At 57.3% G+C, this 12,439-nt stretch carries 14 protein-coding genes; 10 read left to right on the top strand and 4 right to left on the bottom strand.

Features of this window, described 5'->3' with window-relative positions; translation table 11 throughout:
- Positions 1-33: 33 nt before the first annotated feature.
- Positions 34-633, top strand: a complete 600-nt coding sequence (gene cobO / locus ACR0DU_RS05925; RefSeq protein ID WP_480873016.1) for a cob(I)yrinic acid a,c-diamide adenosyltransferase — start codon at positions 34-36, stop codon at positions 631-633.
- On the opposite strand, the gene ACR0DU_RS05920 is transcribed toward cobO, so the two are convergent.
- From ACR0DU_RS05920 to ACR0DU_RS05905, 4 genes are all read right to left on the bottom strand, one after another.
- Positions 630-839, bottom strand: coding sequence for a hypothetical protein (locus ACR0DU_RS05920; protein ID WP_010443134.1), 210 nt, complete (start codon positions 837-839; stop codon positions 630-632). The genes cobO and ACR0DU_RS05920 overlap by 4 nt on opposite strands.
- A 270-nt stretch (positions 840-1,109) precedes the next feature.
- A complete protein-coding gene (locus ACR0DU_RS05915) occupies positions 1,110-1,475 on the bottom strand; it encodes an SPW repeat domain-containing protein (RefSeq protein ID WP_480873013.1) in 366 nt (121 codons plus the stop codon).
- A 111-nt stretch (positions 1,476-1,586) separates the two neighbouring features.
- Positions 1,587-2,537 carry an AraC family transcriptional regulator gene (locus tag ACR0DU_RS05910; RefSeq protein WP_480654935.1) on the bottom strand — a complete coding sequence of 317 codons (951 nt, stop codon included), beginning with the start codon at positions 2,535-2,537 and terminating at the stop codon, positions 1,587-1,589.
- Positions 2,538-2,653: 116 nt separating this feature from the next.
- On the bottom strand, positions 2,654-3,520 hold the full coding sequence (locus tag ACR0DU_RS05905; RefSeq protein ID WP_010443131.1) for a branched-chain amino acid aminotransferase: 867 nt from the start codon (positions 3,518-3,520) through the stop codon (positions 2,654-2,656).
- 159 nt (positions 3,521-3,679) lie between these two features.
- Between ACR0DU_RS05905 and ACR0DU_RS05900 the strand changes: the two genes are divergently transcribed.
- From ACR0DU_RS05900 to napA, 9 genes are all read left to right on the top strand, one after another.
- Entirely contained in the window at positions 3,680-4,192 is a 513-nt protein-coding gene (locus tag ACR0DU_RS05900) for a MarR family winged helix-turn-helix transcriptional regulator (protein ID WP_010443130.1), read from the top strand.
- Positions 4,189-4,890: a response regulator gene (locus ACR0DU_RS05895; protein ID WP_319545902.1), complete on the top strand. Its 702-nt coding sequence runs from the start codon at positions 4,189-4,191 to the stop codon at positions 4,888-4,890. Before ACR0DU_RS05900 ends, ACR0DU_RS05895 begins: the two co-directional genes overlap by 4 nt.
- 68 nt (positions 4,891-4,958) lie before the next feature.
- Positions 4,959-5,885, top strand: a complete 927-nt coding sequence (locus ACR0DU_RS05890; RefSeq protein WP_480873010.1) for a histone deacetylase family protein — start codon at positions 4,959-4,961, stop codon at positions 5,883-5,885.
- Entirely contained in the window at positions 5,882-6,124 is a 243-nt protein-coding gene (locus ACR0DU_RS05885; protein WP_010443127.1) for an exodeoxyribonuclease VII small subunit, read from the top strand. The genes ACR0DU_RS05890 and ACR0DU_RS05885 overlap by 4 nt, the downstream gene beginning before the upstream one ends.
- Complete coding sequence (locus tag ACR0DU_RS05880; protein WP_480873008.1) at positions 6,125-6,991, top strand: polyprenyl synthetase family protein; 867 nt, start codon at positions 6,125-6,127, stop codon at positions 6,989-6,991.
- Positions 6,992-7,005: 14 nt separating this feature from the next.
- Positions 7,006-8,934: a 1-deoxy-D-xylulose-5-phosphate synthase gene (gene dxs, locus ACR0DU_RS05875; protein WP_480873005.1), complete on the top strand. Its 1,929-nt coding sequence runs from the start codon at positions 7,006-7,008 to the stop codon at positions 8,932-8,934.
- A 212-nt stretch (positions 8,935-9,146) separates the two neighbouring features.
- The gene (napF, locus tag ACR0DU_RS05870) at positions 9,147-9,656 is read left to right on the top strand and encodes a ferredoxin-type protein NapF (protein ID WP_480873002.1); all 510 of its coding nucleotides are present in this window, start codon (positions 9,147-9,149) and stop codon (positions 9,654-9,656) included.
- Entirely contained in the window at positions 9,656-9,928 is a 273-nt protein-coding gene (locus tag ACR0DU_RS05865) for a chaperone NapD (RefSeq protein ID WP_010443123.1), read from the top strand. The genes napF and ACR0DU_RS05865 overlap by 1 nt, the downstream gene beginning before the upstream one ends.
- Positions 9,929-9,945: 17 nt before the next feature.
- A complete protein-coding gene (gene napA, locus ACR0DU_RS05860; protein WP_480873000.1) occupies positions 9,946-12,438 on the top strand; it encodes a nitrate reductase catalytic subunit NapA in 2,493 nt (830 codons plus the stop codon).
- Position 12,439 lies beyond the last annotated feature (1 nt).

Genomic DNA, 12,439 nt, shown 5'->3' with positions numbered 1-12,439 from the left:
GTTTGGTGCGCGACACTCCCATGAGGTTTCCCGATGAGCGACGCACAAAACCACAAAGAAAAAATGCAAGAGGTGCAGGCGAAGCACCGCAAGAAAGTCTCGGAAGCGGTTGATCCCGGTCGGGGGCTGGTGCTGATCAACACCGGCAAGGGCAAGGGCAAGTCCTCGGCCGCATTTGGTGTAGTAATTCGCGCCTTGGGTTGGGGTCAGAAAGTGGCCGTGGTTCAGTTCATCAAAGGCAAATGGAAGACGGGTGAGCGCAGGTTCTTTGAAGAGCGTGATCTGGTCACCTGGCATACAATGGGTGAAGGCTTCACCTGGGATACGCAAGACCGAGAACGTGACATTGCCGCCGCGACGGCAGCCTTTGGTAAGGCGTGTGATCTGATGAAAAGCGGAGACTATGATCTTGTTGTTTTGGACGAGATCAATATCGCGCTGCGCTACGAATACCTCTCAGTAGAGACTGTTATTGAGGGGCTTAAAGCCCGTTCGGACAAAACCAACGTATTCCTGACAGGCCGGGATGCACCCCAAGCTTTGCGCGAATATGCGGATCTGGTGACCGAGATGACCGAAGAGAAGCACCCGTTTCAGGCCGGTATCAAAGCCCAGCGGGGTGTGGATTTCTAAACCCGCACTTCCCCTTCATTCAGCGCGCGCAGTGATGCGCGCCTGACAGGCTCAGGTGTCACGACGGGGTGTTCCTCGAGCTTACGACAACGTTCGGCATCACAGGTCTTGTGATCAAGATAAGCGGCGACATCTGAGGTCAGCGCATCGCAATCACATGACGCGCAACAGGGATCGCCCATCAATTCTTCGAAACGTTCGCGCAATCGCAGCCTCTTTGTGGTCGTTTCCGGGGCGATGGCAGGCCTTCACATCTGCACAAGCTGAGCCTACAGATCGCCCCAGAACCTGGAGCTTGATATCAAAATCTGGCGTTGCATTATATCTGATTGTTTTTATCGGAAACTTCAAGCCTTAAATTCGATTACATCATCGCCAGCTCAATTTGGGCAAATCGCCTTATTAGAGCCAAAAAAGGAAGAGGGCCACGCAGAAATTCGCACAGCCCATCAATGATTTACAGATTTGGTATTCGGTCAGACAACAACACCTTTTTCGGGCGCACTAAGCGATATGACCGCGACAACAGCGGCACCGTTCAACCAGTAGAACAGGGCGTCAATGCCGGAAAATCCAAGCAGGCTGGGCGCCATCAGAAAGGTAATACCAACAAGAAGATCTACAGCGAGGTGGAACTTGTAGGACAGCACCCTCCAGATTCCGAGATGATGATCTGTCAGAACGGTCAATACGAAGGCGGCCACGCCTGTAACCACGGACAGCCAGAGCGCCAAGGGGTTGGACTGACCAAGCCCTAGAACAAAGGGCAACACCATCAGCGCAATCGCAACCGGGTAGTCGAGATACGCATGGACAGAGCGGGTGACAAAACGCAGGGACATTTCAACTTCCTTTCCTTAATCAGTGATGGCTAAAGGATAGGAGCAGCGATCCGAACGGAGTATACTTGGTCGTTTGATAAACTTTGCAGATCGTTCGAAATACAAGAACGATCAGTGCAGTGCCCGATAGGCGGCGGGAGATACGCCAACCTGCTTCTTGAACACGCGCGAAAACGCGGCCTCAGAGGCATACCCTACCTCGGCAGCCGCATCCGCAACATTCCAGCGGTTTTCGGTCAACCCATGACAGGCTATCTGCATCCGCCAATCTGTCAGATATTGTATCGGAGTTGTTCCCATCTTCTGGGCAAAAAGCTGGGCAAACGCGGTGCGCGACATCGCTGCCTCGCGCGCGAGTGAGGCAACACTCCACTCCTGTGCGGGGGACTGATGAAATGCCGTCAGCGCCCGCGAGATGCGCGGGTCGGCAAACCCGGCCAGCGCGGCATCATCCGGGCTTTGGTGTTCCAGATAGGCCCGTATTGCTTGCGCAAACAGCACTTCAGACAGTTTCAAAGCAATTAAATCGCCGCCAATGCGTGCGCCGGACACCTCTGATCCGATCATGCGCAGGGTCGCCTCAATCCAGGTGCCAGCGTCCTCCCCGTAATTCTCGATCAGAATATAGGGCGGCAGCCGATCGATCAGCATATGCCCAGTCCCTTTCCGACCGGCGGGTCCTGTAAACGAGAAATGACCGCAGATCAGCTGCGTATCGCGTTCTTCTTCCGCCCCGCCATAGACCAGCACACCGTCGCCCGTGTAGCCGGACTGATCCAACACCTGCTCAAGTGGCAGAGCGTCATAGGGTTTGACCTCGTTGCACAGCAGCGCGTGTGACGCGCCATGTGGGATCAAGATCAGGTCGCCCTGCCGCAACCGCAGCGTCTCGCCAGTTGCAGACAGGTAAACCTTAAGCTCACCGCGCTGAACAAAGTGAAAGCGGGCCACGTTCTCGTAGCTCGGCACCTGTATCCCGAACGGAGGGGTAAAGGATGTGCGAAAGTAAAATGTACCACGAAGAGACAGGCGGGTGAGAATATCGCTGAGAAGATCCAACATGGATAAAGAATACGGTCTCACACGCAGGCGTCCATATCTCGGAACGATCTGCACAAAAATTTGCACGACCTGCAATCAAGACCCCCGCCTGAGCGGGGGTTCAAAGCGGTATTAACTTACGCGCGGACCAGCTTTTCGTAGTCTTCGGCGATTTCGCGGGTCAGCTCGCCTACTTCAAACGTATAGTCACCGATTTGCCCGACCGGCGTGACTTCGGCCGCTGTGCCAGTCAGCCAACACTGTTCGAAATCTGCCATTTCTTCGGGTCTGATGCGGCGTTCGTGGACAGTGACGCCCTTGTCTTTCAGCATCTGGATGACCGTCTGACGGGTGATGCCGTTTAGGAAGCAATCGGCCAGTGGGGTGTGCACTTCACCATCCTTGACGAAGAAGACGTTGGCACCCGTCGCTTCGGCCACGTTGCCGTTGTAATCCATGAACAAGGCGTCTGAGCAGCCTTTGGCTTCGGCCTTATGCTTCGAGATGGTACAGATCATGTAAAGACCCGCCGCCTTGGCATGGACCGGAATGGTTTCTGGGCTGGGTCGTTTCCACTCGGCGATGTCCAGTTTGGCGCCTTGCATCTTGGCGTCACCGTAATAGGCACCCCAAGGCCAAACAGCGATGGCCATCCGAACGGGGTTCTTGGCGGAAGCGACACCCATATCCTCGCCCGAGCCACGCCAAACCAGCGCCCGCACATAAGCATCCTGAAGTCCGCTAGCTTTCAGCGCCTCTTCCTTGGCGGCCTCGATCTCATCGACCGAGTAGGGCATCGGCATATCCAGCGCCTCAGCCGAGGCAATCAGGCGTTCCGAATGTTCGCGGCTTTTGAAGATCTTACCGTTATAGGCGCGCTCACCCTCAAACACGGAGGACGCATAGTGCATCGCGTGGGACAGAATGTGCACATTGGCTTCGCGCCAGGGCACCAGTTCGCCATCCATCCAAATGACACCGTCGCGATCGTCATATCCCGCCATGCGAAACCTCCTGAGCCGGGCTGTATTTCCGAATGTTGCGTCATTTAGGTCCGCTCCGGACATAATGTTGCGCAAAAACTGCGATTCGATACCTGTGCGCTCTTGGAATGTCAATAAGGCTGACATAAAGTCGAACTAAATCGAGTAATGAGGCCCGACATGTCCGACATCCGTCCCGCCCCGGTCTTTGGCGGAGAAAGCCTGTTGTTTCTGACAGATGAGCAACTGAGGCAGGGCATTGAGGCCATGTTCTTTGCTTATCGCGGTTTTACCGCCGATCCTGATCGTATCCTGACTGAATTGGCCTATGGTCGGGCGCATCACCGGGCCATCCACTTCATCAACCGCGCGCCGGGAACGACGGTCAACAATCTGCTGGCCATATTGGGTGTTACCAAACAATCGCTGAACCGCGTTCTGCGTAGCCTCATCGAAGATGGTCTGGTCGAAAGCCGAGTCGGAACAGTGGACAAACGTGAACGCCACCTATTTCTGACGGATAAGGGGAAGGCGTTAGAGGCCAAACTCTCCGACGCCCAGCGCGCCCGGATGCGCGCGGCCTACAAGGATGCGGGCCCCGAAGCAGTGGCCGGGTTTCGCAAAGTGCTTGAAGCGATGATGGATGCTGATATGCGTCGTGCATATACAAAACTGCGGGATACGACTTCATGAGCGAAATGGACGCCCATCTTCTTATCGTCGATGATGACGAGCGCATTCGTGACCTGCTCAAGAAATTCCTGATGCGCAGCGGGTTCTTGGTGACTTCTGCGCGCGACGCGGCCCATGCGCGGCGGGTGTTGTCAGGGTTGGATTTTGATATGATTGTGCTGGATGTGATGATGCCCGGTGAGGATGGCGTCAGCCTGACACGGGCCTTGCGCGAAACGCATTCCACCCCGATCCTGTTGCTGACGGCAAAGGGCGAAACCGAGCATCGGATTGCTGGTTTGGAAGCCGGAGCCGATGACTATCTGGCCAAGCCGTTCGAACCCAAAGAGTTGCTGCTTAGGATCAATGCCATTCTGCGCCGGATGCCGGAAACGCCCGCGCAGGACGCGGTGGCCAAGATTCTGCATCTTGGACCAATTCGCTACGATATCGAACGGGGCGAGATGTGGCAGGGCGAAGATCCAGTGCGCCTGACTGCAACGGAAAGCCAGTTGATGAAGATATTCTCGGCCCAGCCCGGCGAACCGATTAGCCGTGCCAAGCTGGTCGAGGACCTGGGGCGCGACAAGGGACAGGCGCAGGAACGTGCGGTGGACGTGCAGATCACCCGCTTGCGTCGGAAGCTGGAGCAGGATCCGAAACAGCCTCGGTATCTGCAGACTGTGCGCGGTGCGGGCTATATGCTGGCGCCGGACTGATGAGCCGCTGCGCGGCGTTTTTAGGCCTTGGGCGAGGATATTTTTAGCCAGATGAAGATGGGATCCTGATGAAAACCGCTTTGCTGACCCACGCAGATTGCCTGAACCATGCGACACCGGAGGGGCATCCAGAGCGGGTGGCGCGGTTGGAACATATCCTTCATGCGCTTGAGGATTTGGATTTGCAGCGTGTGACAGCGCCGTTGGCGGCGGATGATGATTTGCTACGAGTTCATCCGCAGAGCCATATCAGTGATATTCTTGACCAAAGGCCCTCGGATGGGTTCAAGCAGATTGATGGGGATACATTCATGTCTCCAGGATCTGTTGATGCGGCCTATCGCGCGGCAGGTGCGGTGGTGCGAGCAGTCGATCTGGTACTGGGCGGTGAAGCACCGAATGCGTTCTGTGCGATACGACCGCCAGGCCACCATGCCGAGACGGAAACGGCCATGGGGTTCTGTCTGTTTGGCAATGCCGCGTTGGCTGCAAAGCATGCACTGGATCATCACGGGTTGAACCGCGTGGCAGTGGTGGATTTCGATGTTCATCATGGCAATGGCACGCAGGATTTGCTGTGGGACGAAAAGCGCGCGCTGGTGATCAGCAGTCAGCAGATGCCGTTATGGCCCGGCTCTGGCCGTACTGACGAAACCGGCGCTTATGAGACGGTTTTGAATATTCCTTTGGCACCGGGCACAGGCGGAGCGGAGATGCGAGCCGCTTATGAGGCGCAAGCTTTTCCACGACTGCGCGCATTCAAGCCAGAACTAATTGTTGTCTCCGCCGGGTTTGATGCCCATCAGGATGATCCGTTGGCAAATCTTAACTGGTCCACGGGTGATTTCGCCTGGATCACGGCGGAGCTGTGCAAGATTGCTGATGAAGTGTGTGATGGGCGTATCGTCTCGACTCTGGAAGGCGGGTATGATCTGAACGCATTGGCCGAGGCGACACGCGCCCATGTGGAAGAATTGATGAAGGCAGCACAATGACCGATACCCCAGTCGAACAGATGACCTTTGAACAGGCGATGAAAGAGCTTGAGGCCGTGGTGGGCCAGCTGGAACGAGGGGATGTGGCGCTGGATCAGTCGATCGCTTTGTATGAGCGGGGTGCCGCGTTGAAGAAACGCTGTGAGGATGAGCTGAAGCGCGCCGAGGAAAAGGTGGCCGCGATCACTTTGGACGCAGATGGCCAGCCAACCGGGACGACGCCTGTCGAAGGTCAGTAAATGTTTCGTGAAAAGCTGGCACAGGATGCCGCGCTGATTCAGAGCCATTTTGATCTGGTTCTGAGCGTGCTGGATGAACTGGATGTGACCCGCGCGATGACCTATGCCACGCAAGGCGGCAAGCGTCTGCGAGGGTTTCTGGTGCTGGAAAGTGCTCGGTTGCATGGCATCGATGCGGCTCGGGCGATCTGGCCAGCGACGGGGATCGAAGCGCTGCATGCATACTCGCTGGTTCATGACGACCTGCCCTGCATGGATGATGATGACCTGAGGCGCGGTCGCCCCACACTCCATGTGAAATGGGATGACGGGACAGCCGTTCTGGCCGGGGATGCGCTGCAGACACTTGCGTTTGAGCTTTGCGTGCGGCCAGACGTCGGAAATGCTGAAATACGCGCCGAACTGGCTCTAACACTGGCAAAAGCGAGCGGCGCGCAGGGTATGGTTCTGGGTCAGGCGCTGGATATTGCGGCGGAGACGGCAGCAGAGCCACTGACACTGGATGAGATTACGCAACTGCAAGTGGGCAAGACCGGCGCGTTGATCGAATGGTCCGCCTGTGCAGGCGCACGGCTGGCGCAGGCTGATCCCGCCCCCTTGCGCCAATATGCCCAAGCGCTTGGGCTTGCCTTTCAGATCGTGGATGACATCATGGATGTCGAAGGAGATGCCGAAAAGGCAGGAAAGCGCTTGCAGAAGGATGCAGAGGCGGGCAAGGCGACCTTTGTCTCACTTCTTGGTCTGGATGCGGCTAAATCCCGTGCCGCTGAGCTTGTGGATCAGGCTTGTGCTGCGTTAGATGAATATGGCCCCGCGGCAGAAACCTTGAAGCAGGCTGCCCGCTTCGTTATTGCCCGGGACAGCTAAGCCAGGAACGCCAAATGTCTGACCGCCCGAATACGCCCTTGTTGGACCTTGTGAGCCGCCCAGCGGATCTGAAGCAGTTTTCAGATGCGCAACTGCATCAGGTCGCACATGAATTGCGGGCCGAGACGATCTCTGCAGTATCGGTTACCGGAGGGCATCTGGGCGCGGGACTGGGCGTGATTGAGCTGACCACTGCGCTTCACGCAGTGTTCGATACACCCCGCGACAAGATCATCTGGGACGTCGGTCACCAGTGCTATCCGCACAAAATTCTGACCGAGCGCCGAGATCGAATCCGCACCCTGCGCATGAAAGACGGGCTGAGCGGCTTCACCAAGCGCAGCGAAAGCCCTTATGACCCGTTTGGCGCGGCCCATTCCAGCACTTCGATCAGCGCCGCGCTGGGGTTTGCAGTGGCCCGTGATCTGGGCGGTGTGACGCCCGAAGGTCTCGGCGATGCGATTGCTGTGATCGGCGATGGCTCGATGTCTGCGGGCATGGCATTTGAGGCGATGAACAATGCAGGGCATCTGAAGAAACGCCTGATCGTGATCCTGAACGACAACGAGATGAGCATTGCGCCACCCGTGGGTGCTCTGTCCAACTACCTGTCGCGCATCTATGCCGAAGAGCCGTTCCACGATCTGAAAGCAGCCGCCAAGGGCGCAGTATCCCTATTGCCTGAACCTTTTCGCGAGGGGGCAAAGCGCGCCAAGGACATGCTAAAAGGCATGGCCATGGGCGGGACGTTGTTTGAAGAATTGGGCTTTTCTTACCTCGGCCCCATCGACGGGCATGATCTGGACCAGTTGTTGCCGGTCCTGCGTGCGGTCAAGGCCAAAGCGACAGGACCGATCCTGATCCACGTATTGACCAAAAAGGGCAAGGGTTATGCCCCTGCCGAACAGGCGCGCGACAAGGGTCATGCAACCGCGAAGTTCAACGTAGTGACGGGTGAGCAGAAAAAGGCACCATCCAACGCGCCATCTTACACCTCGGTCTTTGGCAAGACACTGGTCGAGGAAGCGGCGCGGGATGACAAGATCGTCGCGGTCACCGCTGCAATGCCGGATGGGACTGGGCTGAACCTGTTTGCTGAGCGCTACCCTTCGCGGTGTTTTGATGTGGCGATTGCCGAACAGCATGGTGTGACATTCTCGGCTGCGCTGGCCGCCGGCGGGATGAAGCCGTTCTGTGCAATGTATTCCACTTTCCTGCAGCGTGGCTACGATCAGGTGGTACATGACGTAGCCATCCAACGCTTGCCGGTGCGCTTTGCAGTCGACCGTGCTGGTTTGGTCGGAGCCGACGGCGCGACCCATGCGGGATCGTTTGATATTGCTTACTTGGCCAACCTTCCGGGCATGGTTGTCATGGCCGCCGCGGATGAGGCTGAGTTGATGCACATGGTTGCCACTGCCGTCGCTTATGATGATGGTCCGATCGCCTTCCGCTATCCTCGCGGCGAAGGGGTGGGCGTTGACCTGCCTGAACGTGGCGAGGTGTTGGAGATCGGTAAAGGCCGCATGATCCAGAAAGGTGCCCGCGTCGCGCTGTTGTCCTTCGGGACGCGACTGGCCGAGGTGCAGAAGGCAGCCGAGGCGCTGTCAGCGCGCGGGATCACCCCCACCATCGCCGATGCGCGCTTTGCCAAGCCTCTGGATCGGGATTTGATCCTTGATCTGGCCGCGAACCACGAGGCGCTGATCACGATCGAGGAAGGCGCAGTTGGCGGTTTCGGCAGTCATGTTGCGCAGCTTTTGGCCGATGAGGGCGTGTTCGACGAAGGTTTGAAGTATCGCTCGATGGTATTGCCGGATATCTTCATCGATCAGGCCAGCCCGGCGGATATGTACGCGGTCGCTGGTATGGATGCAGAGCAGATCGAGGCTAAAGTACTGTCGATTCTGGGCGTCACGACGATTGGTGAAAAACGCGCCTGAATCGGCGAATTCGTTTGGCGCAAACGCGTGGTCGTGATTTAAGTTTCATAGACACATCTGAAATTGTGCATTTTTTGCACATGTTTTTTGCCTCTGCGGGGAAATAACAGCTTTGAAAATGACATAGGTCAATATCCTGATGTTCGGGTTACACTAGAACCCGACTCGGGGTGAGGCTGCTCCTTGCCCTTTATGCATAAGGTCGCAAGCGAATGAACAAGCTAGCCAGCCGCCGTGCGTTTCTTAAGGGAAAAGTGCTGCGCAATGATCAAAACTCCATCCGCCCGCCTGGGGCAGATGCAGCCGAGTTTCTTGAGCTGTGCACGCAATGCGACGAATGCCGCGAGGCATGTCCCGAAGACATAATCAAGTTCGACACGCAAGGCTTCCCCGTCGTCCAACTGGATGCAGGCCCCTGCACATTCTGCGGTGATTGCGCCAATGCTTGCCCGACCGGAGCATTGAACCCCGAACATATAGCCGACTGGCCTTGGCGCGCCAAAGTTGCTGCCTCGTGCCTGTCGATGAACGGCGTCAGCTGTCGGGTCTGTCAGGATATCTGCGACCACCGTGCAATCCGCTTTCAATTGCAGACCGGTGGCCGCGCCGAACCCGTACTCGACACCGATATTTGCACCGGCTGCGGCGCCTGCGCCAGCGCCTGCCCCGCCGGTTCCGTCAGCTTTGAACGCCGCACCCCGCCCACGCAGGAGGTCGCCTAATGAACATCTGTGGATGCCTCGTCCATGTAACCCCCGAAACCACGCAGAGTGCACAGGCCACGATTGCGGGTACAAAAGGGGCAGAGGTTCACGCGGCATCCGAGGATGGCCGCATTGTTGTTGTGGTCGAGGATACGCCGGAAAAATTGGCATCCGAGACGATCATGGATCTGCATCAGATCCCGGGTGTGATCTCTCTGACCCTGACTTATCACCATTTCGAAGACCTCGCGGAGACCCGTCCGCACCTTAACGCTTCTCGCCAGAACTAAAGCCGGAGACCCATGTCATGACCATCTCTGAATCCCGCCGGACCTTTTTGAAATCAACTGCCGCCGCTGCGACAGCCTCAGCCGCAGGTTTGCCGCTTGCAACCGGACAAGCAAACGCTCAGGCCGGGAACCCTGATATTCGCTGGGACAAAGCCGCCTGCCGGTTCTGCGGCACTGGCTGCTCGGTCCTGGTTGGCACCAAAGACGGGCGCGTGGTTGCCACTCAAGGCGACCCGGACGCGCCGGTGAACCGTGGCCTGAACTGCATCAAGGGCTATTTCCTGTCCAAGATCATGTACGGCAAAGACCGTCTGACCACGCCGATGCTGCGCAAGACCAATGGCGAATACGATAAGAATGGTGAATTCGAACCCGTCAGCTGGGACGAAGCCTTCGACGTCATGGCCGCCAAGTGGAAAGAGGCCCTTGCCAAGAAAGGGCCAACCAGTGTGGGTATGTTCGGCTCGGGCCAGTGGACTGTCTGGGAAGGTTATGCCGCTGCCAAGATGATGAAAGCGGGATTTCGGTCCAACAACATCGACCCTAACGCGCGCCACTGCATGGCCTCTGCGGTTGTCGGCTTTATGCGGACATTTGGCATTGACGAGCCGATGGGCTGCTACGACGATTTTGAACATGCCGATACGTTCGTGCTCTGGGGCTCGAACATGGCTGAGATGCACCCCATTCTGTGGTCACGCCTGACCGACACGCGTCTGACCAAACCAGGATCCGAAGTGCATGTGCTGTCGACTTATGAACACCGCTCGTTCGAGCTGGCCGATAACGGCATGGTCTTCGCGCCGCAGACCGATCTGGCGATCCTGAACTACATCGCCAATTACATCATCCAGAACGGCGCGGTGAATGAAGAGTTCGTCAAGAACCACGTCAACATCACCAAGACCGCCACAGACATCGGTTATGGCCTGCGTGACAACAACCCGCTGCAGCAAGAGGCTGAAAACCCGAACTCGGGAAAATTGGAACCGATCAGCTTCGAAGAATATGCCGAGGCGGTTTCGGAATACACGCTGGAATACACATCGGAACTTTCCGGGGTTCCTGCCTCTCAGCTCGAGCGTCTGGCCCAGCAATATGCAGATCCAAACCGCAAGGTGATGAGCCTGTGGACCATGGGCTTCAACCAGCACACCCGCGGATCGTGGGTGAACTCACTGATGTACAACGTGCACCTGCTGGTCGGTAAGATTTCAGAGCCCGGCAACTCGCCCTTCTCGCTAACCGGTCAGCCATCGGCCTGTGGCACGGCACGTGAGGTCGGGACCTTCGCTCACCGTCTGCCCGCCGATATGGTTGTGGCAAACGACAAGCACCGCGAGATCTGCGAAACTGCGTGGAAAATCCCTGCGGGCACCATCCCGCCCAAACCCGGGTTCCACGCCGTATTGCAGCACCGCAAACTGAAAGACGGTGATCTGAACGCCTATTGGGTGCAGTGCACCAACAACATGCAGGCCGCACCAAACATCAACGAAGAAGGCTATCCCGGTTATCGCAACCCGGAAAACTTCATCGCCGTCTCAGACCCTTATCCGACCGTGACCGCCCTGTCCGCTGACTTGATCCTGCCCACCGCCATGTGGGTCGAGAAGGAAGGTGCCTATGGTAACGCCGAGCGCCGCACTCAGTTCTGGCGGCAACAGGTCAAAGCTCCGGGTGAGGCGAAATCGGATCTCTGGCAGCTGATAGAGTTCTCCAAACGCTTCACCGTCGAAGAGGTTTGGGGTGAAGAGTTGCTGGCCACCATGCCCGAACATCGTGGTAAAACCATGTATGACGTGCTGTTCGCCAATGGCACGATCGACCAGTTCCCGCTGTCTGAGACCGCGGAAGGGTTCGATAACGACGAATCCGAGCACTTTGGTTACTACGTCCAGAAAGGCCTGTTCGAGGAGTATGCCGAGTTTGGCCGCGGCCACGCGCACGATCTGGCCCCGTTCGAAACTTACCACCAGGCGCGCGGCTTGCGCTGGCCGGTCGTGGACGGCAAGGAAACACTGTACCGCTTCCGTGAAGGCTATGATCCTTACGTGCCCGAAGGTGCGGATGTGAAGTTCTATGGCCATAAGGATGGCAAGGCCAAGATCATTTTTGCCCCATACGAACCCGCCCCTGAGGAACCGGATGAGGAATTCAACCTGTGGCTCTGCACTGGTCGCGTGCTGGAGCATTGGCATTCGGGTTCTATGACCCGCCGCGTGCCAGAACTGCACCGCGCCTATCCCGCCGCCGTTGTCTACATGCACCCAGACGATGCGCGCGAGCGTGGTCTGCGGCGCGGGCAGGAGATCGTTCTTTCCACCCGCCGCGGCGAGGTCAACAGCCGGGTCGAAACCCGCGGCCGTAACAAAGTTCCGCGCGGTCTGGTCTTCATGCCATGGTTTGACGAGGGCCAGTTGACCAACAAACTGACCTTGGACGCGACCTGCCCGTTGTCGAAAGAGACCGACTTCAAGAAATGCGCCTGTAAGATCGAGCGCGCGTAAA

This window comes from Ruegeria sp. G2 (assembly GCF_056533505.1).
This window is presented reverse-complemented; position numbering and strand designations above follow the sequence as displayed.

Bases quoted from the DNA above. Each gene is read 5' to 3' on its own strand.
- cobO (WP_480873016.1), top strand. From the start codon at position 34: ATGAGCGACGCACAAAACCACAAAGAAAAAATGCAAGAGGTGCAGGCG.
- napA (WP_480873000.1), top strand. From the start codon at position 9,946: ATGACCATCTCTGAATCCCGCCGGACCTTTTTGAAATCAACTGCCGCC.
- ACR0DU_RS05885 (WP_010443127.1), top strand. From the start codon at position 5,882: ATGACCGATACCCCAGTCGAACAGATGACCTTTGAACAGGCGATGAAA.
- napF (WP_480873002.1), top strand. From the start codon at position 9,147: ATGAACAAGCTAGCCAGCCGCCGTGCGTTTCTTAAGGGAAAAGTGCTG.
- ACR0DU_RS05865 (WP_010443123.1), top strand. From the start codon at position 9,656: ATGAACATCTGTGGATGCCTCGTCCATGTAACCCCCGAAACCACGCAG.
- ACR0DU_RS05880 (WP_480873008.1), top strand. From the start codon at position 6,125: ATGTTTCGTGAAAAGCTGGCACAGGATGCCGCGCTGATTCAGAGCCAT.
- ACR0DU_RS05890 (WP_480873010.1), top strand. From the start codon at position 4,959: ATGAAAACCGCTTTGCTGACCCACGCAGATTGCCTGAACCATGCGACA.
- ACR0DU_RS05915 (WP_480873013.1), bottom strand. From the start codon at position 1,475: ATGTCCCTGCGTTTTGTCACCCGCTCTGTCCATGCGTATCTCGACTAC.
- ACR0DU_RS05910 (WP_480654935.1), bottom strand. From the start codon at position 2,537: ATGTTGGATCTTCTCAGCGATATTCTCACCCGCCTGTCTCTTCGTGGT.
- ACR0DU_RS05900 (WP_010443130.1), top strand. From the start codon at position 3,680: ATGTCCGACATCCGTCCCGCCCCGGTCTTTGGCGGAGAAAGCCTGTTG.
- dxs (WP_480873005.1), top strand. From the start codon at position 7,006: ATGTCTGACCGCCCGAATACGCCCTTGTTGGACCTTGTGAGCCGCCCA.
- ACR0DU_RS05905 (WP_010443131.1), bottom strand. From the start codon at position 3,520: ATGGCGGGATATGACGATCGCGACGGTGTCATTTGGATGGATGGCGAA.
- ACR0DU_RS05895 (WP_319545902.1), top strand. From the start codon at position 4,189: ATGAGCGAAATGGACGCCCATCTTCTTATCGTCGATGATGACGAGCGC.